At 71.4% G+C, this 26877-nt stretch carries 17 protein-coding genes; 11 read left to right on the forward strand and 6 right to left on the reverse strand.

The window, feature by feature from the left end; all coding sequences use genetic code 11:
• Nucleotides 1-422: 422 nt before the first annotated feature.
• From dctA to RIN75_RS39670, 4 genes are all read left to right on the forward strand, one after another.
• Nucleotides 423-1805 (forward strand): C4-dicarboxylate transporter DctA, encoded by a 1383-nt coding sequence (dctA, locus tag RIN75_RS39655; RefSeq protein ID WP_309117258.1) that lies wholly within the window; start codon nt 423-425, stop codon nt 1803-1805.
• Between the two features lie 526 nt (nt 1806-2331).
• Complete coding sequence (gene gltB / locus RIN75_RS39660; RefSeq protein WP_309117259.1) at nt 2332-6870, forward strand: glutamate synthase large subunit; 4539 nt, start codon at nt 2332-2334, stop codon at nt 6868-6870.
• Nucleotides 6863-8368 (forward strand): glutamate synthase subunit beta, encoded by a 1506-nt coding sequence (locus RIN75_RS39665; protein ID WP_309117260.1) that lies wholly within the window; start codon nt 6863-6865, stop codon nt 8366-8368. Before gltB ends, RIN75_RS39665 begins: the two co-directional genes overlap by 8 nt.
• A gap of 112 nt (nt 8369-8480) precedes the next feature.
• Nucleotides 8481-10085 (forward strand): endonuclease, encoded by a 1605-nt coding sequence (locus tag RIN75_RS39670; protein WP_309117261.1) that lies wholly within the window; start codon nt 8481-8483, stop codon nt 10083-10085.
• 419 nt (nt 10086-10504) lie between these two features.
• On the opposite strand, the gene RIN75_RS39675 is transcribed toward RIN75_RS39670, so the two are convergent.
• On the reverse strand, nt 10505-12457 hold the full coding sequence (locus RIN75_RS39675; protein WP_309117262.1) for a helicase-associated domain-containing protein: 1953 nt from the start codon (nt 12455-12457) through the stop codon (nt 10505-10507).
• A gap of 94 nt (nt 12458-12551) precedes the next feature.
• Here RIN75_RS39675 and RIN75_RS39680 point away from each other — a divergent pair, with 94 nt between their 5' ends.
• Entirely contained in the window at nt 12552-13205 is a 654-nt protein-coding gene (locus RIN75_RS39680) for a DUF2461 domain-containing protein (protein ID WP_309117281.1), read from the forward strand.
• On the opposite strand, the gene RIN75_RS39685 is transcribed toward RIN75_RS39680, so the two are convergent.
• The gene (locus RIN75_RS39685) at nt 13183-13524 is read right to left on the reverse strand and encodes a VanZ family protein (protein ID WP_309117263.1); all 342 of its coding nucleotides are present in this window, start codon (nt 13522-13524) and stop codon (nt 13183-13185) included. The genes RIN75_RS39680 and RIN75_RS39685 overlap by 23 nt on opposite strands.
• Nucleotides 13525-13606: 82 nt before the next feature.
• Here RIN75_RS39685 and pyk point away from each other — a divergent pair, with 82 nt between their 5' ends.
• Together pyk and tesB are read left to right on the forward strand one after the other, a co-directional pair.
• A complete protein-coding gene (gene pyk, locus RIN75_RS39690) occupies nt 13607-15031 on the forward strand; it encodes a pyruvate kinase (RefSeq protein WP_309117264.1) in 1425 nt (474 codons plus the stop codon).
• Nucleotides 15032-15039: 8 nt separating this feature from the next.
• Nucleotides 15040-15966, forward strand: coding sequence for an acyl-CoA thioesterase II (gene tesB, locus RIN75_RS39695; RefSeq protein WP_375296084.1), 927 nt, complete (start codon nt 15040-15042; stop codon nt 15964-15966).
• A gap of 184 nt (nt 15967-16150) precedes the next feature.
• On the opposite strand, the gene RIN75_RS39700 is transcribed toward tesB, so the two are convergent.
• Together RIN75_RS39700 and RIN75_RS39705 are read right to left on the reverse strand one after the other, a co-directional pair.
• Complete coding sequence (locus RIN75_RS39700; protein ID WP_309117265.1) at nt 16151-17533, reverse strand: aminotransferase class V-fold PLP-dependent enzyme; 1383 nt, start codon at nt 17531-17533, stop codon at nt 16151-16153.
• A gap of 54 nt (nt 17534-17587) precedes the next feature.
• A complete protein-coding gene (locus RIN75_RS39705) occupies nt 17588-18094 on the reverse strand; it encodes an Lrp/AsnC family transcriptional regulator (protein ID WP_309117266.1) in 507 nt (168 codons plus the stop codon).
• Nucleotides 18095-18153: 59 nt separating this feature from the next.
• Here RIN75_RS39705 and RIN75_RS39710 point away from each other — a divergent pair, with 59 nt between their 5' ends.
• Nucleotides 18154-18747 (forward strand): LysE family translocator, encoded by a 594-nt coding sequence (locus RIN75_RS39710; RefSeq protein ID WP_309117267.1) that lies wholly within the window; start codon nt 18154-18156, stop codon nt 18745-18747.
• A gap of 99 nt (nt 18748-18846) precedes the next feature.
• On the opposite strand, the gene RIN75_RS39715 is transcribed toward RIN75_RS39710, so the two are convergent.
• Together RIN75_RS39715 and RIN75_RS39720 are read right to left on the reverse strand one after the other, a co-directional pair.
• Nucleotides 18847-20703 carry an RICIN domain-containing protein gene (locus tag RIN75_RS39715; RefSeq protein ID WP_309117268.1) on the reverse strand — a complete coding sequence of 619 codons (1857 nt, stop codon included), beginning with the start codon at nt 20701-20703 and terminating at the stop codon, nt 18847-18849.
• 129 nt (nt 20704-20832) lie between these two features.
• A complete protein-coding gene (locus RIN75_RS39720) occupies nt 20833-21822 on the reverse strand; it encodes a LacI family DNA-binding transcriptional regulator (protein WP_309117269.1) in 990 nt (329 codons plus the stop codon).
• 136 nt (nt 21823-21958) lie between these two features.
• Between RIN75_RS39720 and gndA the strand changes: the two genes are divergently transcribed.
• From gndA to RIN75_RS39735, 3 genes are all read left to right on the forward strand, one after another.
• Nucleotides 21959-23398, forward strand: coding sequence for an NADP-dependent phosphogluconate dehydrogenase (gene gndA, locus RIN75_RS39725; RefSeq protein WP_309117270.1), 1440 nt, complete (start codon nt 21959-21961; stop codon nt 23396-23398).
• A gap of 24 nt (nt 23399-23422) precedes the next feature.
• The gene (locus tag RIN75_RS39730; protein WP_309117271.1) at nt 23423-24037 is read left to right on the forward strand and encodes a rhomboid-like protein; all 615 of its coding nucleotides are present in this window, start codon (nt 23423-23425) and stop codon (nt 24035-24037) included.
• A 418-nt stretch (nt 24038-24455) separates the two neighbouring features.
• Nucleotides 24456-26675, forward strand: a complete 2220-nt coding sequence (locus RIN75_RS39735) for a SulP family inorganic anion transporter (RefSeq protein WP_309117272.1) — start codon at nt 24456-24458, stop codon at nt 26673-26675.
• Nucleotides 26676-26877 lie beyond the last annotated feature (202 nt).

Raw genomic sequence — 26877 nt, forward strand, 5'->3', positions numbered from 1 at the left:
GCGCCTGCCCGCGCCGCCGCGCCTGCCCGCGCCGCCGCGCCTGCCCGCGCCGCCGCGCCTGCCCGCGCCGCCGCGCCTGGCGCGGTCCGCCCCTGCTGGGGCTCCGCGCCCCCGCCCCGCGTCTGCGGTCCCAGCGCCGCCTATCCCGTCCGCGCTCCGCCCCCCGCCCTGCCCGCCCACCCGCGCCCCGCCCCACCGCGCCGCCCGCACCACACGCGCCTCGCCCGCGCCTCGCGCAGTCCGCACCCCCGCGCCAACCCGCTCCCACCCCCCGACCACGCCCCGCACCCGCCCCACACCCAGGTGAACGACGTGTTACGTCAGAGGGATCTGAAGTTTCCGCCCGGCGTCTTGTCGCACGTCAGCGCTGTGCTGAGGATCACTGACCAACCCCGCCGGCAAGCGGCCCCCAGGAGGACGACGTGGTCACCGCCCCAACCCGAGAGCGCAAACCGATCTACAAACACCTGTACTTCTGGGTGCTCGTCTCGATCGTGCTGGGCGTGATCGTCGGCTACGCCTTCCCCACCCAGGCCGCGGGCCTGAAGTGGATGGCCGACTTCTTCGTCGCCCTGGTCAAGGTCGTCATCGCGCCGACGATCTTCTGCACGGTCGTCGTCGGCATCGCGGGTCTGGGCAACCTCGCCAAGGCGGGCGGCCTGGCGATGCGGACGATCGTCTACTTCACCGCGATGACCACCGCCGCGCTCGCGATCGGCCTCATCGTGGTCAACATCGTGCAGCCCGGCCACCACGGCCCGGCGATCCCGATCAACGACGACGCGGCGGCCAAGACGCTCGCCGACGCCAAGACCGCCGAAACCGGCGTCACCGGGTTCATCCTCAGCCTGGTGCCGAAGTCGTTCGTGGGCGCGTTCACCGACGGGCAGCTGATCCAGGTTCTCGTGGTGGCCATCCTCGTCGCCATCGCGGTGGCCGGCATGGGGAAGCGCGGCGAGAAGGTGGTGTCTGCTTTGGACACCTTCGCCAAGGTGATGTTCGGCGTCATCAAGATCGTCATGTACGCGGCCCCGATCGGCGCGTTCGGCGGCATCGCCTACACGATCGGCAAGTTCGGCGGCACGATCCTGGGCAAGCTCGCGTGGCTGATGGGCTCGTTCTACGCCACCTGCCTGCTGTTCATCCTGGTGGTGCTGGGCGGGGTGGCGCTCTACGCCGGGTTCTCGATCTTCAAGTTCGTCCGGTTCATCAAGGACGAACTGCTGATCGTGCTGGGCACCTCGTCCTCGGAGTCGGTGCTGCCGCGGATGCTGGTGAAGCTGGAGGCGGCGGGCGCGGACAAGTCCGTGGTGGGCCTGACCATCCCGACCGGCTACTCGTTCAACCTCGACGGCACGTGCATCTACCTGACCATGGGCGCGATCTTCATCGCCCAGGCGACCGGCCACGACGTGGGCCTGGGCACCCAGATCGGCCTGCTGCTGTTCATGCTGCTGGCGTCGAAGGGCGCGGCGGGCGTGACCGGCGCGGGTTTGGTCACGCTGGCCGCCTCGCTGACCGCGTTCGAGGCCAACAGCGCGATCCCGGCGGTGGGCATCGCCCTGATCGTGGGCATCGACCGGTTCATGTCCGAGGCGCGCGCCATCACCAACGTCATCGGCAACGGCGTGGGCACCCTGGTGGTCGCCCGCTGGCAGGGCCAGCTCGACCGGGCCCGGCTGAAGGAGGTCCTGGACGACCCGTCGAAGGTCGACGTGGACGACCTGCTCGACCGCCAGCACGCCGACGACCAGGCGGACGACGACCGGGTGCCGGTGGGCGCCGGCGCCGGCCGCGTCACCTGACCACCCGACCCCGTGAGCCCCGCAGCCCCAACCCCGCGCCGGTGGAGCTGCGGGGCTCACCCATGTCCGCGCCGGTCGGGGCTCACCCACGTCCGCGCCGGCCGAGGTGCCGGCTCGCTCGCGGCCGGTGGTGCCGGGGTCTGGTGGGCCTGTGCCTGAAGCTTCGGGTGTGCGCGGTCGGTGACCGGTGGTCCGAGGCTCGCCCGTCCACCTCCAAACGCCACCCACCTGGGTGAACTTGCCGAGAACGCGCTGCTGTCGGCAAGCTCTCACCTGGCGCGCGCGACGACCGCCACTCAGTTATGCTTAACAACGCGTAACAAGGTCAGGCCCAATGTCGCTCTGCCCGCTCGAATCGTTACGCGTCAATGACCGGGATCACCCGTTGGATGGTGTGTCTTGGTTTCGCGACTGTTAAAGTCGCGTCAACACGCGGGCCATCGTCGTCCCGTGCCCAGCAACCGGATTCCTAGGAACTGGACACGAGGACTCGTTCTTTCGTAGGACGACGAAGGAGGTCTGCGCAGTGATCTTCTCCGCCATCCCGTCCCCGCAGGGGTTGTACGACCCGACCGCGGAACGTGACGCCTGTGGTGTGGCGATGGTCGCCGACATCCGGGGCCGGCGGTCGCACGCCATCGTGGTGGACGCCCTGACCGCGCTGGCGAACCTGGAGCACCGCGGCGCGGCGGGCGCCGAGCCGACCAGCGGCGACGGCGCGGGCATCCTGCTGCAACTCCCCGACGCCTTCCTCCGCGAGGTCGTCGACTTCGGCCTGCCCGAGGCCGGGCACTACGCCGCCGGCATCGCGTTCCTGCCCGCCGACGACGAGCGGCGCGCCAAGGCGCAAGCGCTTGCGGAGCGGATCGCGCAGGAGGAGGGCCTCACCGTCCTGGGCTGGCGCGACGTCCCGGTGGACCCGGACCTGGCGGACGTGGGACCGACGGCGCGGTCGGTCATGCCCCACTTCGCCATGCTGTTCGTGGCCGCCGAGGAGAACGGCGAGGGCATCGCCCTGGACCGCCTCACGTTCGCCCTGCGCAAGCGGGTCGAGCACGAGACCCGCGCGGCCAACGTCGGCACGTACTTCCCGTCGCTGTCCGCCCGCACGATCGTCTACAAGGGCATGCTGACCACCGGCCAGCTGCCGGCGTTCTTCCCGGACCTGCGCGACGACCGGCTGGCCACCGCCATCGCCCTGGTGCACTCGCGGTTCTCCACGAACACCTTCCCGTCGTGGCCGCTCGCGCACCCCTTCCGGTACGTGGCGCACAACGGCGAGATCAACACCGTGCGCGGCAACCGCAACCGCATGCGGGCCCGCGAGGCGCTGCTCGCCAGCGACCTCATCCCGGGCGACCTGGCGCGGCTGTTCCCGATCTGCGACCCGGACGGCTCGGACTCGGCGTCCTTCGACGAGGTCCTGGAGCTGCTGCACCTGGGTGGCCGCAGCCTGCCGCACGCGGTGCTGATGATGATCCCCGAGGCCTGGGAGAACCACGCCTCGATGGACCCCAAGCGCCGCGCGTTCTACGAGTTCCACGCCAGCCTGATGGAGCCGTGGGACGGCCCCGCCTGCGTCACCTTCACCGACGGCGCGCTGGTCGGCGCGGTGCTGGACCGCAACGGCCTGCGCCCGGCCCGCTGGTGGCAGACCGCCGATGGCCGCGTGGTGCTCGCCTCCGAGACCGGCGTGCTGGACGTGCCCGCGGACCAGGTGGTGGCCAAGGGCCGCCTCCAGCCGGGCAAGATGTTCCTGGTCGACACCGTCGAGGGCCGCCTGGTCGACGACGACGAGGTCAAGACCCGCCTGGCCGCCGAGCTGCCCTACGACGAGTGGCTGCACGCCGGCCTGCTGGACCTGGCCGACCTGGCCGACCGCGAGCACGTGGTGCAGAGCCACGAGTCCGTGGTGCGCCGCCAGCTCACCTTCGGCTACACCGAAGAGGAGTTGCGCATCCTGCTGGCCCCCATGGCGGTCGGCGGCATGGAGCCGCTGGGCTCGATGGGCACCGACACCCCGGTCGCGGCGCTCTCCCAGCGCTCCCGGCTGCTCTACGACTACTTCGTGCAGAACTTCGCCCAGGTCACCAACCCGCCGCTGGACGCGATCCGCGAGGAGATCGTCACGTCCGTGTCGCGCGTGATGGGCCCGGAGCAGAACCTGCTCGAACCCGGCCCGGTCAGCTGCCGGCACATCAAGCTCGCCTACCCGGTCATCGACAACGACGAGCTGGCCAAGCTCATCCACATCAACGACGACGGCGACCTGCCCGGCTTCGCCTGCACCGTCCTCAACGGACTGTACGAAGTGGACGGTGGCGGAGCCGCGCTGGAGGCCGCGATCGAGCGGGTCCGGCGCGAGGCGTCCGAGGCGATCGCCGCCGGCGCGCGCATCCTGGTGCTGTCGGACCGCGACTCCGACCACCGCATGGCGCCGATCCCGTCGCTGCTGCTGGTCTCCGCCGTGCACCACCACCTGGTGCGCACCAAGGAGCGCCTGCGGGTCGCGCTGGTCGTGGAGTCCGGCGACGCCCGCGAGGTGCACCACATCGCGGCGCTGCTCAGCTACGGCGCGGCGGCGGTCAACCCGTACCTGGCGTTCGAGACCATCGAGGACCTGATCTCGCAGGGCGCGGTCACCGGCATCGAGCCGCGCAAGGCGATCCGCAACTACGTGCAGGCCCTGGTCAAGGGCACGCTGAAGATCATGTCCAAGATGGGCATCTCGACGGTCGGCGCGTACACCGCGGCCCAGGTCTTCGAGGCGGTCGGCCTGTCCGGCGAGCTGCTCGACGAGTACTTCACCGGCACCGTCTCCAAGCTCGGCGGCGCGGGCCTGGACGTGCTGGCCGAGGAGGTCGCGCTGCGGCACCGCCGCGCCTACCCGGACAACCCGACCGAGCGCGTGCACCGCAGGCTCGAGGTGGGCGGCGAGTACGCCTACCGCCGCGAGGGCGAGCTGCACCTGTTCACGCCGGAGACGGTGTTCCTGCTCCAGCACGCCACCAAGACCGGCAAGCAGGACGTCTACCGCCGCTACACCGAGGAGGTCGAGCGGCTGTCCCGCCAGGGCGGCACGCTGCGCGGCCTGTTCTCGCTGCGCACCGAGGGCCGCACGCCGGTCCCGATCGACGAGGTGGAGCCGGTCTCCTCGATCGTCAAGCGGTTCAACACCGGCGCGATGTCCTACGGCTCGATCTCCGCCGAGGCGCACGAGACGCTGGCCATCGCGATGAACCGGCTGGGCGGCCGGTCCAACAGCGGCGAGGGCGGCGAGGACCCCGAGCGCCTCTACGACCCCGAGCGCCGCTCCGCGGTCAAGCAGGTCGCCTCCGGCCGGTTCGGCGTGACCAGCGAGTACCTGGTCAACGCGACCGACATCCAGATCAAGATGGCGCAGGGCGCGAAGCCCGGCGAGGGCGGGCAGCTGCCCGGCTACAAGGTGTACCCGTGGATCGCGCGGACCCGGCACTCCACGCCGGGCGTGGGCCTGATCTCCCCGCCGCCGCACCACGACATCTACTCCATCGAGGACCTGGCTCAGCTCATCCACGACCTGAAGAACGCCAACGAGCAGGCCCGCGTCCACGTGAAGCTGGTCAGCGAGGTCGGCGTCGGCACGGTCGCGGCGGGCGTGGCCAAGGCGCACGCGGACGTCGTGCTGATCTCCGGCCACGACGGCGGCACCGGCGCGTCCCCGCTGAACTCGCTCAAGCACGCGGGCACGCCGTGGGAGATCGGCCTCGCCGAGACCCAGCAGACGTTGCTGCTCAACGGTTTGCGCGACCGCATCACGGTCCAGGTCGACGGCGCGATGCGCACCGGCCGCGACGTCGTCATCGCCGCCCTGCTCGGCGCCGAGGAGTTCGGCTTCGCCACCGCGCCGCTGATCGTCGCGGGCTGCGTGATGATGCGGGTCTGCCACCTGGACACCTGCCCGGTCGGCGTGGCCACGCAGAACCCGGAGCTGCGCAAGCGGTACACCGGCCAGGCCGAGCACGTGGTGAACTTCTTCGAGTTCGTCGCGCAGGAGGTCCGGGAACACCTGGCGGCACTGGGTTTCCGCACCATCGACGAGGCCGTGGGCCACGCCGAGCTGCTGCGCACCGACGACGCCATCGAGCACTGGAAGGCGGCGGGCCTGGACCTGACGCCGGTGTTCGAGGTGCCCGAAACCCCTTACCGCACGGCGAAGCGCCGCGTCCGCGAGCAGGACCACGGCCTGGCGCAGGCGTTGGACCGCACGCTCATCCAGCTCGCCGAGGCGGCGCTGGAGGACGCGCACCCGGTGCGCCTGGAACTGCCGCTGCGCAACGTCAACCGCACCGTCGGCACGCTGCTCGGCGCGGAGGTGACCCGCCGGTTCGGCGGTGACGGCCTGCCCGACGACACCATCCACGTGACCTTCACCGGGTCCGCGGGCCAGTCGCTGGGCGCGTTCCTGCCGCGCGGCATCACGCTGGAGATGATCGGCGACGCCAACGACTACGTCGGCAAGGGCCTGTCCGGCGGCCGGATCGTCGTGCGCCCGCACCCGGACGCGCCGTTCGCCGCCGAGCAGCAGGTCATCGCGGGCAACGTGATCGGCTACGGCGCCACGTCCGGCGAGATCTTCCTGCGCGGACGCGTCGGCGAGCGGTTCTGCGTCCGCAACTCCGGTGCGCTGGCGGTGTCCGAGGGCGTGGGCGACCACGCTTTCGAGTACATGACCGGCGGCCGGGCCGTGGTGCTCGGCCCCACCGGTCGCAACCTCGCGGCCGGCATGTCCGGCGGCATCGCCTACGTCCTCGACCTCGACCCCGCCGACGTCAACAAGGCGATGGTCGAACTCCAGCGGCCCGGCGCGGACGACCTGCGCTGGCTGCGCGAAGTGGTGGAGAAGCACCACAAGCTCACCGGGTCGGCCGTGGCCGCGTCGCTGCTCGGCGACTGGCCCCGCCGGTCCGCTTCGTTCACCAAGGTCATGCCCGGCGACTACCAGCGCGTGCTCGAAGCGATGCGGCTCGCTCGCGCGGAGGGCAGGGACGTCGACCAGGCGATCATGGAGGCCTCCCGTGGCTGACCCGTACGGTTTCCTCAAGCACCCCCGCCAGGACGCCAAGAAGCGGCCCGCCGCCGAGCGGCTCGACGACTGGCACGAGGTGTACGCGCACGTCGACCCGGAGGTCCGCGACCGCGAGGTGCGCACCCAGGCCACCCGGTGCATGGACTGCGGCATCCCGTTCTGCCACTCGGGTTCCGCGGGCTGCCCGCTGGGCAACCTGATCCCCGAGTGGAACGACCTGGTCCGCCGCGGCGACTGGGAGCAGGCCTCGGACCGGCTGCACGCGACCAACAACTTCCCCGAGTTCACCGGGAAGCTGTGCCCCGCGCCGTGCGAGGCGGCGTGCGTGCTGGCGATCAGCCACGACGCCGGCGGCGCGGTGACGATCAAGAGGGTCGAGGAGACCATCGCGGACGTCTCGTGGGAGCAGGGGCTCGTGCAGCCCTACCAGTCCCACGTGTCGACCGGGAAGCGCGTCGCGGTCGTCGGTTCCGGCCCGGCCGGGCTGGCGGCGGCGCAGCAGCTGACCCGGGCCGGCCACGAGGTCACCGTGTACGAGCGGGACGACCGGCTGGGCGGGTTGCTGCGCTACGGCATCCCCGAGTTCAAGATGGAGAAGAAGGTCCTCGACCGGCGGCTGGCCCAGTTGCGCCGGGAGGGCACGAAGTTCGTCACCGGCTGCGAGGTCGGGGTGGACCTGACCGTCGAGCAGCTGCGCGAGCAGTTCGACGCCGTGGTGCTCGCGGTCGGCGCGCTGCGCGGCCGTGACGACACGACGACGCCGGGTCGGGAGCTGAAGGGCATCCACCTGGCGATGGAGCACCTGGTGCCGGCGAACCGGGCGTGCGAGGGCGACGGGCCGTCCGCCGTCGACGCCGCGGGCAAGCACGTGGTGATCATCGGCGGCGGCGACACCGGCGCGGACTGCTACGGCACGGCCTCGCGCCAGGGCGCGGCGTCGGTCCTCCAGCTCGACCAGTACCCGCAGCCCCCGGCGCAGCGCGACGACACCCGCTCGCCGTGGCCGGTGTGGCCGTGGATCCTGCGCACGTACCCCGCGCACGAGGAGGCGGGGGAGCGGAAGTTCGCGGTCGCGGTGGAGAAGTTCATCGGCGACGACGAGGGGCACGTCCGCCAGATCCAGCTGCGCAAGGTGCGGGTCGAGAAGGACGCCTCCGGGCGGCGGCAGGTCGTGCCGACGTCGGAGGAGGTCGAGGTGCTGCCCGCGGACCTGGTGCTGCTGGCGATCGGCTTCGAGGGCGTCGAGCACATGCCGCTGCTGGACGGCCTGGGCATCTCGTTGACCGCGCGCGGCACCATCTCGTGCGGCTCGGACTGGCAGACCCAGGCGCCCGGCGTGTTCGTGTGCGGCGACGCCCACCGCGGCGCGTCCCTGGTGGTGTGGGCGATCGCCGAGGGCCGCTCGGTGGCCAACGCGGTCGACAAGTTCCTCACCGGTTCGTCGGACCTGCCGTCGCCGGTGATCCCGAACCAGTTGCCGCTCGCGGTCGTCTGAGGTTTGTGAGGGAGCGGTCCACTCCGGACCGTTCCCCGCTCCGCGCGTAACGACGGGACCACTTTTCCCGACGCTAACCCCAAAGAGGGTGGGCCGAGCCGGGAGGTGGGCCATGACGTCCGACGCGCTGCCGGCCCGCCTCGCCGCCACCCGCGCCCGCTACGAAGGCCGTGCGGCGCAACGCAAGCACGTCCGCGCCACGGTCGCGCGCCGCGGCGTCCTGCACACCGACACCCCGCACCGGGTCACCCACCGGTTGAACCGGCTGGGCGTCGACTGGCAGTTGGCGGCGGCGGTCGAGGGCGGTGCGTCGGCGGTGCGGTGCGGTCCGCGGGAACTGGACCTGGAGCGGCTCATCGGGCGCAACACCGTGGTGGACACGGGTTTTCTCGACTGCGGCTTGGCGGCGGCGCGGGCGGTCGGGCGGGTGGACGTCGCGGGGCGGTCGGCGACCGGGGTGCTCGTCTCGCCTTCGTTGTTGCTGACGACCAACACGGTGTTGCCGAGCGTGACGGAGGCGGCACGGGCGGAGGTCGAGTTCGACGGGGTGTCGACGGGGTTGTGCCCGGAGCGGCTCTTCGTGACCGACCTGGTGTTGGACTTCACGGTGGTGGCGGTGCGGGAGGGTGGGCTGCCGCCGCACCTGCACCTGGTGGAGCACGAGGGCAAGGCGATCCTGGGGGAGCGGCTGACGTCGGTGCGGTGGCCGGCGGGTGGGCCGAAGCTGTTCGGGTTGCGCGAGCACGTGCTGGTGGACGTGCTGGACAACTACGTGCACTACGAGCCGGGGCTGGACGTGTCGGGTGGTCCGATCTTCAACGACCAGTGGGAGGTCGTGGCGCTGCACCACTCGGGCGTGGCGGACGGGTCTTCGTGGTGCGCCGGGGAGGGGGTGCGGATCAGCCGGGTGTTGCGGGCGTTGCGGGAACGACCGTTGAGCGGGGAGGCGGCGCAGTTGCGTGCCCAGGTCTTCGACACCGCGCCGGTCGTGCCCGAGGCGGACGCGGAACTGCGTGCGGCCCTGGTCAACCTGGACATCGGCCGCAGCCGCGTCTACTACGACCCGGAAGCCGACCGAGCCGCCCGCGACCGTTATTACGCGGGCATCCACCCAACCCGTGCAACCCTGCACGACCTGCTGGTCCGAACCCACGTCCGCTGCCCCGCGTACCGCCCGTGCCGAATGCTGTACCCGTGGGTGGACCTGCACCCGGACCTGAAGCTCCACAGCCTCCACTCCGGCGCGGCGGTCGATCCCGCCGACGTCATCAGGTCGGACGTCGAAGCCGAGGCGGCGCGGGCCCGCCGTTTCCGCGACTTGGCCGCGGCCGGCCTACCCGATCCCGGCACCCTGCTGGCGGAGTTCGAGGTCCTGGAGGAGGTCCTGCCCTTCAACTGCGAACACGCAGTCCCACCCCTGCTGTTCGACCGCCGGGAACCGATGCGCGGCGACCTCCACCACCAGTTCACCCGCGAGGTGGGCGACACTCCGACGGCGGGGGAGTGGGACCGAACCGGCCCCGTGGCCCGCGCAACCCTGTACTTCCTGGTCCGCTACCCGGGCGTGGTCGACGACTCCCTGATCCCAGATCTGCTCGACTGGCACCACCGCGACCCGGTAACCGACCACGAGCTGCACCGGAACGCCGCGATCGCCGAAATCCAAGGCAACCGCAACCCCTTCATAGACCACCCAACCTGGGCCCTGGACATCTGACCACCCCACCCTGCCCCTCCCGAACCCCTTCCCGGCCCCACCCACTGCCGCGCGCCGAACCCGCTTGCTCGTTCGCGCCCGCCGGCCCGCTGCCGGGCACCCCGTCCGGTCCGCCCGCTGTTGCGCCCCAGCCGGCGCGCCCGCCGTCTGGCCCAGCCCAGCCGTGCCAGCCCCGCCGCCGGCCGCGTCCGCCCAGCCCAGTCCGCCGCTGGCCGCGTCCACCCAGCCAATCCCGCCGGCCGCGCCAGCCAGCCTGACCGGGGAGCCGGGGCGGCCGAAGTCCTCGTCCGCGGGCCTTGCCGCGGGTGCCCCCGTTTGGCCCGCGCTCCTCCCTCTACACGGGACGCGCGAGTCGGCGAAAAGTCGCGGATCCTGTATGTCACACGATCGGGTGACATACAGGTAGGGCCAAGATCGAGTCAGCCAAAGCCCTGCTCTACCGGTCGCACCGACCGGATGTGGCCGACCAAGAACTCCCGCTGCTCCCCATGCGGCCCATTCGCCGTCAGGTTGCCGGCCGCGTGGTCCACCGGCGTTATCACGTGCCGGATCGTGGTCCGCGGCCCGTCCGCCACCGCTATCTCCACCGACGTCCGCGTCACCAGCGCCTCCGCCAGCAGCATGACCTCCGAATCCCGCAGCACCAACGACTGGTCCCGCAGCAACCTCACCGTGTTCAACCGGCGCGACTCGACCCGGGGCGGGACGATTCTCGGCCGGGGGCGTTCGCGTTCCAGCAGCGCCACCGCCAACTTGGTCAGTTCCTGGTCGGTCAGCGACGCCCGCCATCGGCGCCACGCCGGGATCTTGCGCGGCGGTGGTTCGACCCGGCGGCGAGGGGTTCGGTCCACCACGCCATCCGCGGTGGGGGCGTAACCAGCCGCCCGTAGCAGGGCGAGGGTTTCGTCCGCCGGCTTCGCCGATGCCAGAACCGTGGGTCCTAAGAGTTGCAGGGACAACGGGGTCAGGGAGCGGTGGCCGGCTATTTCGGTCAGCAGCTCCGGGTCGTCGGTGCACACGCAGCTCGCCACCGCCGTCACGCTGATCCGCCCCTGCCGCCGCGCCACCTCCCGCACCAGCCGCTCGACCGACTGCGGCACCCCGTGCTCCGCGATCGACGCCAACCGGGCCAACAAGCGGTCCGGACTGTGCCCCGCGTCCAACGCCCGCCGCACGCTCGCACCGGTGAAACGCCAACCGCCCTCCGCAGCGTCCGCGGCCAGGTCCAGCACCGCGGACAGCTCGTCATCCGGCAGACCGCCCACCACCGCCGTCAGGTCAGGCCGCAGCAAAGCGGTGGTCACGGCGGGTGGCACGAAGCGGTCCGCCACCTCCGACTCGCGCCCGGCCAGCACCGCCCGACCCAGCGCGGTCAGAGCGCCCAGCGCCACCAACCCCACGGTCTCGGCCTCGACCAGCGCCGCCTCCGTCACCACCCGCCCCTGGTACGCGGGCCGGCTCCACGACAGCTCCGCCACCACCTCGTGCCGGTGCTCGAACGCCTCGTCCTCGCCCAGCCGCGCGTACCGCTCCAGCAACCCCCTCCGCGTGATGTCCCCGCACGACAACGGATCCGCCAGCGCCGGACGCGACTTCCCGGGCTGCCACACCATCCGCGGCCACGCCCGCGCCAGCGCCGCCAGGCGGTCCGGTGGCGGCGCGCCCCGCCACGAGTCCGACCGGGTCGTCGGCACCACCCGCCGGTCGCAGTCCGCGGGCGCCAGCAACCGCGCCTCCACGGCCAGTTCCAGCCACAACCTGGTCCGCGCCTCGTCCGCCCGCAACAACGCCGCGATCCGCCGCAGCTCCCGCACGCCGACCCCGCCCCGCGCGCTCACCACCTCGCCGTCGCACAGGTCCACCAACCGGGCCACACCGTCCACAGTGGACGTGGCGAACGCCGAAGCCGCCCGGTCCGCGAACACCCCGTTCTGCACCACCCGTCGGGGCGTGCGCGGCGCGGGGGTGATGCGGCGCGGCGGTTCGGCCGAACAAGGGCGCAGGTTCGGGGCGGCGCTCACGGCATCGCCCACCGGCCAGACCAGGGCACGTGCCCGCAACTCCCCCAGCGCCCGCTTCAGCTCGGCCCGCCCGGCCTTCCCGTTGCACCGCAAGCTTTCCGCGAGCGCGTCCACGCCCACCGGCTCCGCCAGGCCGCCCAGCGCCAGCACCGCGTCCAGCACGTCCCGGCACCCGTGGTCCAGACCGTCCACCGCCAGCCGCAGCGACGCAGCCGTCGACAGCTCGTCGGCCAGCGCCCGCAGCGACCGCGGCCGGGTGTCGGCCGCGTCCCGGCGCAGCGCGAGGACGTCCTTCAGGTCCGGTGCGTCGAGTTCGCGCAGCCAACCGGCCAACGCCGATTTCCTACCCACTCAGCCGATTATGCACATAACGTCACCAGTCCGTGATTGTCTGCGATAGAGCGTCCGAATGGTGCCACGAATGGACGAACGTAAGCTGAGCGCCGTGGAATTCACCGGCTTCGGAGAGCACGCCATCGACTTCTTCGACGGCTTGACCGCCGACAACTCGAAGGCCTTCTGGGAGGACAACAAGCACGTCTACCAGTCCGACGTGCGCGCGCCCATGGAGGCCCTGCTGGCCGCGCTGGAACCCGAGTTCGGCAAGGGCAAGGTCTTCCGCCCCTACCGCGACGTGCGGTTCAGCAAGGACAAGACCCCCTACAAGGACCACTGCGGCGGCGTGGTCGAACTCGGCCGCGGCGGCGGCGCGCACTACGTGCAGGTCGGCACCGAGGGCCTGTTCGTGGCGGGCGGGTCGTTCGCGATGGCCACCGACCAGGTCGCCCGCTACCGCGAGTCGGTCACCGACGACCTGCGCGGCCAGGCCCTGGAGAAGATCCTCAAGAAGCTCGCCAAGCAGGGCTGGGAGCTGCGCGGCGACAAGCTCAAGCGCGCGCCCAAGGGCGTCGACCCCGACCACCCGCGGGTCGAGCTGGCCAAGCACAAGCGGCTGTACGTGGCCAAGGTGTGGCCGCCGGACGACACCCTGCACGAGCCGGGGTGCTACGACCGGGTCCGCAAGGCGTGGCGCGAGGTGAACCCGCTGGTCGACTGGTGCGCCGACCACATCGGGGTCACCGAGGTCGGCTTCCGCTGAGGACCCGGCGCGCCACCAGCCACCCCAACCCGATGCCCAGGACGTCCACCAGGCCGTCCACGACGTCCCCGCCGCGCCCCAGGCTCGTGATCACCGCCTGCAACACCTCGGACACGACCGCGTAGGCCACCAGCCCGCCCAGCAGCGGCCACGCCGGCAGCCGCGCCCGCAGCCCGGTCGCGGCCAGCAGGGCGAACAGGAGGGCGTGCACGACCTTGTCCATGCCCGGTGGGGAGTCCGGCACGCCTGACTGCGGGGTGAACAGCACGATGACGCTGAGCAACACCGCGGTCACGAACGGGAGGATTCTGCGTCCCACGGGCCAGATTGTGCCTGTTTCGGCGAGATTACCCCCCGGTACATCCTGATCGGTCCAGTGAAGGGGACTACGCTCTCCAGACGTGAGTCGACGCGCGAAGATCGTCTGTACGCTGGGCCCTGCCACCGCGACCGAGGAGAAGGTCAACGAGCTGGTAGCGGCCGGTATGGACGTGGCCAGGATGAACTTCAGCCACGGCAGCCATGCCGACCACAAGCAGGTCTACGACCTCGTCCGCGCCGCATCGGACCGCACCGGGCGCGCGGTGGGCATCCTCGCCGACCTCCAGGGCCCCAAGATCCGGCTCGGCCGGTTCGCGCACGGCCCCGTCGAGTGGCGCACCGGCGACGTCGTCCGGGTGACCGTCGAGGACGTCGAGGGCACGCACGACCGCGTCTCCACCACCTACAAGCAGCTCGCGCACGACGCCAAGGTCGGCGACCGGCTGCTGGTGGACGACGGCAAGGTCGGCCTGGTCGTGACCGACGTCGAGGGCCCGGACGTGGTGTGCGAGGTCGTCGAGGGCGGCCCGGTCAGCAACAACAAGGGCCTCTCGCTGCCCGGCATGGACGTGTCCGTGCCGGCGCTGTCGGAGAAGGACATCGAGGACCTGGAGTTCGCGCTCAACCTGGGCGTCGACTTCATCGCCCTGTCCTTCGTCCGCTCGCCCGCCGACATCGACCTGGTCCACCAGGTGATGGACCGCGTGGGCCACGGCCGCCGCCCGGTCATCGCCAAGATCGAGAAGCCCGAGGCGGTCGACAACCTCGAAGCGATCGTCCTCGCGTTCGACGGCGTGATGGTCGCCCGCGGCGACCTGGGCGTCGAGCTGCCGCTGGAGCACGTGCCGCTGGTGCAGAAGCGGGCGATCCAGATCGCCCGCGAGAACGCCAAGCCGGTGATCGTCGCCACCCAGATGCTCGACTCGATGATCACCAACTCGCGCCCGACCCGCGCCGAGACCTCCGACGTCGCCAACGCCGTGCTCGACGGCGCGGACGCGCTGATGCTGTCCGGTGAGACGTCCGTGGGCCGGTACGCCATCGAGACCGTGCGCACGATGGGCCGCATCATCGAGGCCGTGGAGACCGAGTCCACGCAGGTCCCGCCGCTGACCCACGTCCCGCGCACCAAGCGCGGCGTCATCTCCTACGCGGCCCGCGACATCGGCGAGCGGCTCAACGCCAAGGCCCTGGTCGCGTTCACGCAGTCGGGTGACACGGTGCGCCGGCTGGCCCGCCTGCACACCCACCTGCCGCTGCTGGCGTTCACGCCGGAGCAGAGCGTGCGCAGTCAGCTTGCTCTCACGTGGGGCACCGAGACGTTCCTGGTGCCTAAGGTGGACTCGACGGACGAGATGGTCCGCCAGGTGGACCAGTCGATGCTGCACATCGGCCGGTACCAGCCGGGCGACCTGGTCGTCGTCGTGGCAGGCTCCCCGCCTGGCACCATCGGCTCGACCAACCTCATCCGGGTGCACCGCCTGGGGGAGGAAGACCACGCTTAGGGGATGACGTGACCGAGGCTGCCCGGGCCGCCGCTGCCGCCGGCTACGCGGACCTACCGCTGGACACCGACGGCGTACCGCACGGGCAGCCCGTGCTGGACCGCCTCGTCGCGCTGCTGGACCTGGAGCGCATCGAGGAGAACATCTTCCGCGGGGTGTCGCCCGCCGAGTCGCCCGTGCGGGTGTTCGGCGGGCAGGTCGCCGGGCAGGCCCTGGTGGCCGCCGGGCGGACCGTCCCGCCGGAGCGCCGGGTGCACTCGCTGCACTCGTACTTCATACGAGGCGGTGATCCGACCGTCCCGATCGTGTACGAAGTCGATCGCATCCGTGACGGCCGGTCGTTCACGACCCGCCGGGTGGTCGCCATCCAGCACGGCAAGGCGATCTTCGCGCTGTCCGCGTCCTTCCAGCTGGACGAGGACGGCATGGACCACTTCGAGCCCATGCCCTCGGTCCCGTCCCCGGACTCGCTGCCGACCTACGCCGAGTCGGCGGCCGGGTACCTGGAGAAGGTCGGCATGGCGCGGCTGCCGAGGCCGATCGACATCCGGTACGTCACCGAGCCGCCGTGGCGGGCGCGCGAGGGCGGGCCGGGCGAGGCGCGCAGCCAGGTGTGGATGCGCGCGGACGGCAAGCTGCCCGACGACGACATGCTGCACGTGTGCGTGCTGGCGTACGCGTCGGACATGACGTTGCTGGACTCGGTTCTGGTGCGGCACGGCGTGTACTGGGGCACGGACAAGCTCCTGGGTGCCTCCCTGGACCACGCGATGTGGTTCCACCGCCGGTTCCGGGCCGACGAGTGGTTCTTGTACGACTGCGAGTCGCCATCGGCGTCCGGCGCACGCGGCCTGGCGACCGGCCGCTTCTACGCCCAGGACGGCCGACTGGTCGCAACGGTGGTCCAGGAAGGCCTGCTCCGCTTGATGCGCTGACTCCGCTACATGAGCTGGTTGAAGGAGTACGCCGACGCCGGCATCCCGCACTACTGGCTGCTCGAACTGGACGACCCGATCACGCTGACCGCCTTCTCCCTGGTCGACGGTGGCTACAAGGTCGTGGCGAGCGGAAGCGGGAAGGTGAGCCCCTTCCCGGTCGTGCTCCACCTGCCCTCCCCGATCACTGGCTGGATCGCAGCGCTGCCCACATCGCGCGGACGTGTTCTTCGCGGGTTGCTTCCGCGCCGATGGCGATGCGGACCGCGAAACGGCCGTTCACCGTGGTGTGGGTGAGGAAGGCTGTGCCCTCCGCGTTCACCGCGTCCATCGCCCGCCGCGTGGCCTCGTCGCCGTCGCGGTGGGCGATGGTCAGCAGGGACAGCGAGCGCGGCACGACCAGTTCCCAGTCCGAGTCCTCATCGACCCAGGACTCCAGTTTCGCCGCCAGGTCCACGTGGCCGCGCAGGTGCGCGCGGATGCCCTCCAGGCCGTACCAGCGCAGCACCGACCACAGCTTCAGCGACCGGAACCGCCGTCCCAGCGGGATCTGCCAGTCGCGGTAGTCCACCACCGCCCCGGATTCCGTCGCGCTGTTGCGCAAGTACTCCGGCAGGATCGTCAACGCGTCCACCAGCACATCGGGGTGCGCGGTCCAGAACAGGGACAGGTCGAACGCCGTCAGCATCCACTTGTGGGCGTTGGCGCAGAACGAATCCGCTTTCTCCACCCCCGCGAACAACCCCCGGAACTCCGGGCACAGCGCCGCCGGACCCGCCCACGCCGCGTCGACGTGCAGCCAGATCCCGTGCCGCGCGCAGACTTCGGCGATCTCGGCGACCGGGTCGATCGCGCCGGTGCCGGTGGTGCCGATGGTGGCGCACACGAGAACCGGGCGGCGACCGTTGTCCACATCGGACTCGATCTGCCGGGCCAACTCGGCCACGTCCATGGCCAGCACGTCGTCGACAGCGATGGACCGCACGGCCTCCTCACCGAGACCGGCCATCCTCGCAGCGCGTTCGATGGACGAATGTGTCTGCGAGGAAACGTAAACAGTCTCGGAACCGTCCACACCGGACTGTCGCCACTTGCCCGAACCCCGGTGCAGCGCCGCGAGCATCGCGACCAACGCCGCCGACGACGCCGTGTCCTGGATGACCCCACCCCCGACGAACGACCGGGGCAGACCCATCGCGCCGACCAACTCGTCCATCAGGTGCTGCTCGACCTCGGTGGCCGCGGGCGAGGTCGACCACAGCATCCCCTGCACGCCCAGACCGGACGAGATCAGGTCGCCCAGCACCGAGGGCAGGGACGCGTTGGACGGGAAGTACGCGTAGAAGCCGGGGTGCTGCCAGTGGGTCGTGCCCGGCACGACGACCTGGTCGAGGTCGGCGAGCAGGCCGGCGAAACCCTCGCCGTGCTCGGGCAGCGGCGCCAGGCGGGAGCGCACCCAGCCGGGCTCGACCTGGGAGCGCACGGGCAGGTCGCCGAGACGCTCGCGGTAGTCGGCGATCCAGTCGATGACCTCGTGGCCGATGCGGCGGAACTCGTCAGGCTGCATACCCGCACGTTAACCGGCGGACGCCCGATCCTGTTTGTCGGTGGGCGAACGGCGTCAGACGCGCCGGCGGCGGTGGGTGGGGCGGCGGTCGGTGGGCGGGGTCAGGGCGCGGGTTTCGACGCGTTCCAGGACCACCGAGCTGGTCAGGTTCCGGACCTCGGTGCGGGAGGCGATCTTGTCCATCAGGAACGCCTGGAGGTGGGTGCTGTCGGCCACCGCGATGTGGATCAGGAAGTCCGCCGTCCCGCTGACGTGGAACAACGACCGCGTCTCCGGCTGCGCCATCACGAACGCCCGGAACGCCGCCACCACGGGACGCGTGTGCGGCCGGACGTTCACCGACACCACCGCCTCCAGCGGCAGGCCCGTCGTGCGCGGGTCGACCACGGCGTGGAAACCGGTGATCACGCCCAGTTCGCGCAGCCGCCGCACCCGTTGCAGGCACGTCGACGGCGCGAGCCCGACCAGGTCGGCCAACGTCCGGTTCGGCAGCGTGGCGTCGTTCTGCAACTCCTCGAGAATGCGCCAGTCAACCGAATCCAGTTCGGCTACTTCTGTCACAACCGAACAGTCTACTGAACTGGTGGCGCGGAACCGAACCTTCGCCGTGGACTGTCGCCGTGCACATCGCCTGGACCTCCTTCCTGCCGGCCGTCGTGGTGATCACGATCGTCCCCGGCCCGGACTTCGTGCTGGTCACCGGCAACGCCGTGCGCGGCGTCCGGCTCGGCGCGCTCACCGCGCTGGGCGTGGTCACCGGTCTGCTCGTGCACGCCACGCTCGCCACGCTCGGCCTGTCCGCCCTCGTCGCGGCCGCGCCCACGGCGTTGCTGGTGGTGAAGGCGATCGGCGCGGCCTACCTGCTGTACCTGGGCGTGATGACCCTGCGCTCGCGCGGGGCCGCCGCCGCACCGCCGCGCTCGGACCGGTCGGTCTTCCTGCGCGGCCTGCTGTGCGACCTGCTCAACCCCAAGGTCATGCTCACGTTCCTGAGCCTCGTCCCGCAGGCCATGGACCCGGCCGCGCCGCCCCTGCCCCAGGCCGCGCTGCTGTCGGCGGTGGCGGTGGGCGTGTTCGCGGCGTTCTGGGCGGTGGTCGTCCCGCTGGCCGGCCGCCTGGCGACCCTGTTGTCCCACCCGAAGGTCCGTCCGGTCTTCGAACGCCTCTGCGGCACGGCCCTCATCGGCATGGCGGCCTCGGTTCTCGCGGCCTGACTGCATCAAACGGCCCATCGCGCATCGAAGGGGTCGGCCGCATGTCGCAGACCCGGGCTCGCGGCGCTGCCAACGCCGCGAGCCCGACTCGAAGAAACGTCACAGGGTCCACTTCTGGTTCGCGCCCGTCGTGCACGTCCAGATCTGCAACCGCGTCCCGTCGGCCGAGTTGTTCCCCGTGACGTCCAGGCACTTCCCGGAGAACTGGTTCACCAGCCGGCCCGCGGAGTCGTGCGTCCACTTCTGGCTGGACCCGGTGTGGCAGTCCCACAGGTGGGTCACGGTGCCGTCCGCCGAGCTGGGGCCGCTGACGTCGAGGCACTTGCCCAGAGCGCGCAGGGTCCCGTCCGACGCGCGGGTCCAGGTCTGGGCGGCCGTTCCGTTGCAGGTGTAGAGCTGCACGGCGGTGCCGTTGGCGGTCGCCGCGCCGGCCACGTCCACGCACTTGCCGGCCAGGCCGGTGATCGCGCCGCCGCCGGAGCCGGGGGTGCCGGACCAGGTGAACGTCGCCGACGTCCGCGCGGGCAGGGTGTAGGTGAAGGACTGGTTGCCCCAGTTCACCCGCACGGACTGGGCCGAGCCGCCGCCGTTGTGCGCGATCAGGGCCTTCGACCCGTCCGGGTTGCGGTAGGCCACGTTCTGCACGGTGCTGTTCGCGGTCGAGTCGATGCGGAAGGCGCCCGGCTTCACGAACTTCGTCAGGTGCCCGGTCGTGTAGTACTCGATCGTGTAGTCGACCTGGCCGGCCCGCGACCCGCCCTCCTGCACGGTGATCAACCCGGTGCACGTCCCGCAGCCGCCGTTGTGCGGCCCCATGAACTGGTTGAGCGCGAGGGACCACTTCACCAGGCTTCCGCTCCAGTTGCGGGCGTAGTTGACGATGTCGGCCATGTCCTCGTTGTGCTGGTTGGAGATCCACGTGCCGCCCGAGTGCTCGGTGCTGAACTGCCGCACGCCCGGGTACTGGTTGTGCACCTGCGTCCCCACGGCCGGGTCGCCGAAGTAACCGTGCCAGGCGATGCCGCCGAACAACGGGTCGTTGCGGACGCCCGCGTCGTTCAGCACCCCCGAACCGAAGTTCGCGTAGTCCCCGTAGTTCCAGTCGTGCACCAGGACCTTGGTCGACAGGCCCGCCGCGCGCAGCGCCGGGTACACGTGGTTCTTGGTGAACTCCACCAGGCCGGACGGGTTCCAGCTCATGCCCGGGTAGTTCATGGCGGTCGGGTTGGACGCCTGGCAGCAGTTCGGCTCGTTCTGCACGGACAGGTAGTCCACGGGGATGCCGGCGTTCTGGTAGCTCTGGATGTACTTCACCAGGTACTGGGCGTACGTGGGGTAGTGCTCCCACTTCAGCCAGCCCATCTGGTCCATGCGGCCGTTGTCCTTCATCCACCCCGGCGCGCTCCACGGCACGCCCTTGACCCGCAGCGCCGGGTTCAGCGACTTGGCCTGGCCGGTGAGGAGGCGGACGTCGGTGTCGTAGCCGTTGGCGCCGAAGTCGCTGAGGTCGCAGCACGTGTCGTCGAGCGAGACCATGCCCGGCCGGGACAGGTCGGACGCGCCGATCGGGTTGCGCACGAACGACAGGCCGATGCCGTCGACCGGGTGGAACAGCTTGCGCATCACGGCATCGCGCGTCGCCGCCGACACCGGGCCGCCCCGCAGCAGGTAGGCGGTGGTGTCGGTGATGGACGCCCCACCGCCCTCGAACTGCTGGTAGGTGGTGCCTTCGTTGACGGTGATGGTGTGGGTGGCGCTGCCGCCGCTCGCGCTGAAGTCGACCGGCGGCTGCTGCTGGAGGCCCCGGGTCACCGTCCGGCCCCCGCTGTCGGAGGTGGTGGTGAGCCAGACGTCGACCTGCGCACCCGCGGCACTGGCGGCAGGTACGGCCAGGCCGGCGGCGAGCACGGCCGCTATCGCGGCGGTGGTGGTGAAGACCCGACGGTGGGAGGGCACCTCGGACTCCTTTCGGCGAACTGCAACAAATGAAACAAATCTGGAACACGCTCGCACGCAAAAGGAAACAGCTCGCCGAATACCGCTGTCAAGGGCGGCAAAAAGCCCGGTAAATACCGGGAAACACGGTCAGCGCACGGGTCCTGTCGAATCGCGGACCACCAGTTCCGTGGCCAGTTCCACGTGCAGCGCCTCGACCTCGTGCCGGTCCAGCAGGCGCATCAGCAGTGTCACGGCCAGGCGCCCCATTTCCCGCACCGGCTGCCGGACGGTGGTCAGTCCCGGCGTGGTGGCACGGCTGAGGTCCAGGTCGTCGAACCCCGCGATCGACACATCTCCCGGCACGTCCAACCCGCGCTCCCGCGCCGCCCGCAAAGCGCCCACGGCCATCTTGTCGTTGAACGCCACCAACGCCGTCGGCCGCTCGCCCAACACCTCGTTCGCGGCCCGGTACCCGTTCTCCTCCGTCGGCTCGTCGACGTGCCGCACCAACTCCGGAGACGGCAGCACCCCGACGTCCGCCAACGCCGCCGCGTACCCCGCCGACCTGCTGTCGCTGGCCAACCAGTCGCGCGGCCCGCCCAGCACCCCGATCCGCCGGTGCCCCAGCTCCACCAGGTGCGCGACCAGCTTCCGCGCCCCCGCGAAGTGCGCCGCCGACACCGCCGCCACGTCCCGCGGCAACTCCGTCCGCGGGTCCACCACGACGAACGGGAACTTCCGGTCCCGCAGCCGGACCAGCTGCTCAGGCGGTTCCGGCGGCAGGACGAGGACGGCACCCGCGATGTCGGGGCCGAGTGAGGGCAGCACGGACGTCTTCTGCGCCGATGTCCCCGCGTCCAGGACCACGCGCCGGCCGTGCTTGGCCAGTTCCTCGGCGACCGAGGTGACGATCAGGCCGAAGTAGTCGGTGAGGAGGTAGGGGCAACGGACGTGCACAGCGCCGGGCCTGGTGCGGTTGCGCGGTTTCGGCGCCTGCGCCCCGAGCCGTTCGACGGCGCGGAGGACCAGGTCACGGGTGTGCTCGGCGACGTTCGCCTGGCCGTTGAGCACGCGCGACACGGTCGCGATGGACAACCCCGTCTCGGCGGCCACGTCCCGCACCGTCGCCCGCGTCATCCGCACCCCCGTTCCAGTCGTTGTTTCATCAAGTTACAGCGTTCGCGGTGCGCGTGGGCCGGCCACTCGACGACATGTGGGGAACAAGGGTCACAGGCACGTGCGCGCGGGCGTGGAGTTGGGGCAGGCTGTGCAGATGACCACCTCCGAGGCTCCCGCGCGGATCGGCGTCACCGGGCTCGCCGTCATGGGCAGCAACCTCGCCCGCAACCTCGCCCGGCACGGCTTCCGCGTCGCGGTGCACAACCGCAGCGCCGCGCGCACCAAGGCACTGATCGCAGAACACGGCCACGAGGGCGACTTCGTGCCCGCCGAGACGTTGGAAGAACTCGTCGGCAGCCTCCAGCACCCCCGGCAGATCATCATCATGGTCAAGGCCGGCGCGCCCACCGACGCCGTGATCGACGAACTGGTCCCGCTGCTCGACCCGGGCGACATGGTGATCGACGGCGGCAACGCCCACTACGCCGACACCCGCCGCCGCGAGGCCGCCCTGCGCGAGGCCGGGCTGCACTTCGTGGGCACGGGCATCTCCGGCGGCGAGGAGGGCGCGCTCAACGGCCCCTCGATCATGCCGGGCGGCTCGAAGGAGTCCTACGAGCACCTCGGGCCGGTGCTGGAGGCGATCGCGGCCAAGGTGGACGGCGTGCCGTGCTGCGTCCACGTCGGACCGGACGGCGCCGGGCACTTCGTGAAGATGGTGCACAACGGCATCGAGTACGCCGACATGCAGCTCATCGCCGAGGCCTACGACCTGCTGCACCGCGTGGGCGGCCAGACCCCGGCGCAGATCGCCGACGTCTTCCGCGGCTGGAACACCGGCGACCTGGAGTCCTACCTGGTCGAGATCACCGCCGAGGTGCTCGGGCACGCCGACCCGGACACCGGCGCGGCGCTGGTCGACGTGATCGCCGACGAGGCCGAGCAGAAGGGCACCGGGCGCTGGACCGTGCAGGAGGCGCTGGAACTGGGCGTCCCGGTGACCGGCATCGCGGAGGCCGTGTTCGCGCGGTCGCTGTCCGGGCGGGTGGACCAGCGGAAGGCGGTGCGGGAGGCGTTCGGGGCGTCCGAGGTGACCGCGCGGCCCGACGACTCCCTGGTGGAGGACGTCCGGCAGGCGCTGTACGCGTCCAAGGTGGTCGCCTACGCGCAGGGCTTCGACCAGATGCGCGCGGCGAGCGCCGAGTACGGGTGGGACCTCGACCTGGGCGCGATGGCGACGATCTGGCGCGGCGGCTGCATCATCCGCGCCCGGTTCCTCGACCGCATCCGCGAGGCCTACGACAAGGACCCGGAGCTGGCGTCGCTGCTGGTGGACGACTACTTCCGGGACGCCGTGAAGAGCGCCGAGGAGGCGTGGCGGCGGGTCGTGGTGAAGGCCGTGACGGCGGGTGTGCCCGCGCCCGGGTTCGTGTCCGCGCTGGCCTACTACGACGGCCTGCGCTCGGAGCGGCTGCCCGCGTCGCTGGTGCAGGGGCTGCGCGACTTCTTCGGCGCGCACACCTACCGGCGCACCGATCGGGCGGGGAGTTTTCACACTCTCTGGTCAGGTGACCGTTCTCAGGTGGACGCCTGAGCCCGCCGGCTCGACCATGGCCGGGTGCGTGAACGCTTCCGGCAACACCCCGTCACGGCGGGCTACCTGCTCGCCGTGACGGGGCTCGCCCTGCTCATGCGGTTCGTGTTCGCGGACGGGTTCACCGCGCAGGTCCGCGAGTCGCTGAGCACCAACCCGGCCAACCTGGCCGACCACCCGGTGAACGCCCTGCTGGGCAGCGCCTTCGTGCTGGACCCCGGCGACCCGTTGGTGTTCACGGTGCTGGTCCTGGCCGCCGTGGCGGTGTTCCTGGGCGCGTTCGAGCGCGAGGTCGGGCCGTGGCGGGCGGTCGCGGTCGTGCTCGCCGGGCACGTGGGGGCGTGCCTGGTCGTCCTGGTGGTCATCCTGCAGGGCGCTTATCCGTTCGACCTGACCCACGTGACCGACGTCGGGGTCAGCTACGTGGCCTTCGCCGCCGCCGGGGCGGTGACGGTGTTGCTGCCGGTGGTGCTGCGCGGGCCGTGGATGGCGCTTGTCGTGGCGTACCCGTTGTTGTCGGCGGAGTGGTACGGGCTGGTGCCCGAGTTCGGCGCGGTCGGTCATGTAGCGGCGGCGTTCATCGGATCGGGTTGTGGGGCGTTCGCCGTTCACCGGGTCTACGCGTCGGTGGGGCGGTAGGCCCGTCACCTGGTGTGACGGTCGAGACGAAGATCAACACAACCGGGTGGAACCGCTGTCAGGCGCGCCACATCGTCGTCATCATGGAGGGGACGCGAGCCGCGTGACGCGGGCTGGCGGTCCCCTGTGCCGACTCCATGTGCGCCGACACGGAGGTGCCACCGTGGCGACTCCCCACCACCGCGCCGAGGCCGAGCCCACGCTCGAAGCCCACCGGCCACACCACGTGCCGCCTCTGCCGCCGCGTCGCGTGCCGGCCTCACCACCCCGCCGGGTACCGCCCTTACCACCGCGCCGCGCGCTGCCGTTGCCGCCGCGTTAGGCCCGCCCTCCCCGCCTGGCCCGCTTCGACCTTTCCGCCTGCCCCGCATCGCTCCGGTGCGGGGGCGGTCCCCCTTTGTCCCGAGAGGAAAGCTCCGTGAACCGACCGCGCCCCAACAAGTCCCACGCCGGCGAGCACACCACCGCCGGGCCCCCGGAAGGGCTGGCCGCCGTCCTGCGCTACGACGTGCCCGCGTCGATCGTCGTGTTCCTGATCGCCGTCCCGCTGTCCCTGGGCTTCGCCGCCGCGACCGGCGCGCCGCTGATGGCCGGGCTCATCTCCGCCGTCGTGGGCGGGATCGTCGCGGGTGCGCTGGGTGGCGCGCCGATGCAGGTCAGCGGGCCGGCGGCGGGGATGGTGCTGATCACCGGCGGGGTCATCGCCGAGTACGGCTGGGCGGCCACCGCGATGATCACCGTCGGCGCGGGCCTGGTGCAGGTGGTGTGCGGGCTGACGCGGGTCGGGCGGGTCGCCTTGTCGCTGTCGCCGGCCGTCGTGCACGGGTTGCTCGCGGGGATCGGCGTGACCATCGCGATCGGGCAGCTGGTCGTGGTGCTGGGTGGGCAGCCGGGGTCGACGGTGTGGGTGAACCTGTCGCGGCTGTTCGGCGTCTTCGACGGGTCCGCGTTGGTGGTGGGGCTGGTCGCGGTGGCGGTGCTGGTGCTGTGGCCGCGGGTGCCGCGCTCGTCGTACGTGCCCGCGCCGCTGGTCGCGGTGCTGGTGGCGACGGTCGCGGGCAGCGGGATGGACGTCGCCCGGGTGGACCTGCCGTCGGGGGCGCTGGACCAGGTCGTGCTGCCGCAGATGCCGAGCGGGACGTTCTGGGGCATCGCGTTCGCCGTGCTGGCCGTGGCGGTGGTGACGGCGGTCGAGTCCCTGCTGTCCGCGGTGGCCGTGGACAAGCTGCACGACGGGCCGCGCGCCGACCTCGACCGGGAGCTGGTGGCGCAGGGCGTGGCGAACGCGGTCGCCGGGTCGCTGGGCGGGCTGCCGGTCAGCGGCGGCATCGCGCGCGGGTCGACCAACGTGGCGGCGGGTGCCCGGACGCGGGCGTCGTCGGTGCTGCACGGGGTGTGGATCGCGGTGTTCGTGCTGGCGCTGGGGTCGGTGCTGGAGCTGATCCCGTTGGCCGCGTTGGCCGGGGTGCTGCTGGTCGTCGGTGTGCGGTTGGTGAGTGTGCGGCGGATGCAGACCTTGTGGCGGCACGGCGAGTTCGGCGCGTACGCGGTGACCGGCCTGGGGGTCGTGGCGCTGGGCTTGGTGGAGGGCGTGCTGCTGGGGGTCGCGGCGGCGGCGCTGCGGTCGTTGTACCGGTTGACCCACAGCTCGGTGCGGGTGGTCGAGGAGCCGGACGGGTGGCGGGTGGTCATCCGGGGTTCGCTGGTGTTCCTCGGGGTCGGGCGGCTGGTGCGGGACCTGCGCGCGATCCCGTTGGGGCAGAAGGTGGTGCTGGAGCTGCACATCGACTTCCTGGACCACGGGGCGTTCGAGGCGATCGACGACTGGCGCGCGGGGTACGTGCGGCTGGGCGGGCACGTGTACGTCGACGAGGTGCACGACACGTGGTTCTCCAAGGCGACGCGGGGGATTCCGGCGTTGCGGAAGACGCCTTTGTCGCCGTTGCCCCGGTGGTTCGCGCCGTGGTCGCACTGGCAGCGCTCGCGCGCGGTGACGTTGCCGAGGCCACGGGAGGACGCCGATCCGATGATCCGGGGGATGCACGAGTTCGAGCGGACGGCCGCGCCGTTGGTGAGGCCGTTCCTGGCGGAGTTGGCGGTGCGGGGGCAGCGTCCGCGGCAGTTGTTCATCACTTGCGCGGATTCGCGGGTGGTGCCGAACCTGATCACGACGAGTGGGCCGGGGGATTTGTTCTGTGTGCGCAACATCGGCAACCTTGTGCCGGTGGAGGGGGACGACTCGGTCGGCGCGGCGGTCGAGTACGCGGTGGAGGTGCTGGCGGTCGAGACGATCGCGGTGTGCGGGCACTCGGACTGCGGGGCGATGAAGGCCCTGGTGAACGGGTCTTCGGTGAACGGGCCGATGCGGGCCGGGTCGCAGTTGCGGTCGTGGTTGCGGGCGGCGGAGTCGAGCCTGATCCGGTTCCACGCGGCGGGGTCGGTGGACCTGCCGGTGGTGGAGCGGTTGGCGGTGGCGAACGTGGCGCAGCAGTTGGACAACTTGATGACGTATCCGTGTGTGCGGGAGGCGGTGGGGGCGGGGTCGTTGCGGTTGGTGGGGATGTATTTCGACATCTCGCAGGCGCGGGTGTATTTGGTGGATCCGGAGCGGGACGGGCTGGAACCGGTGAAGGCGTAGAGCTCGGGGGCTCGGAGGGTTCGGGATCCGGGCTAGGGCTCCGGGCTACGAGTTCCGGACTCGGGTTCGGGTGCCGGGTTTCCGGTGTCGAGTGTCCGGTGTCCGGTGTCGGGTTTCCGGTGTCCGGTCTCGGGACTTCGGACTCGGGGCGAGGGCTGGGGGCTCGGATTGTGGGTTCGCGGTTTCGTGGTGGGTGTTGGCC

It is taken from the genome of Saccharothrix sp., assembly GCF_031180885.1.
Classification (GTDB): domain Bacteria; phylum Actinomycetota; class Actinomycetes; order Mycobacteriales; family Pseudonocardiaceae; genus Actinosynnema.

Excerpts from the sequence above, each read along its gene's own strand:
- RIN75_RS39700 (WP_309117265.1), bottom strand. The coding sequence starts at position 17,533 with ATGCAGCCTGACGAGTTCCGCCGCATCGGCCACGAGGTCATCGACTGG.
- gndA (WP_309117270.1), top strand. The coding sequence starts at position 21,959 with ATGACCACCTCCGAGGCTCCCGCGCGGATCGGCGTCACCGGGCTCGCC.
- RIN75_RS39670 (WP_309117261.1), top strand. The coding sequence starts at position 8,481 with ATGACGTCCGACGCGCTGCCGGCCCGCCTCGCCGCCACCCGCGCCCGC.
- RIN75_RS39720 (WP_309117269.1), bottom strand. The coding sequence starts at position 21,822 with ATGACGCGGGCGACGGTGCGGGACGTGGCCGCCGAGACGGGGTTGTCC.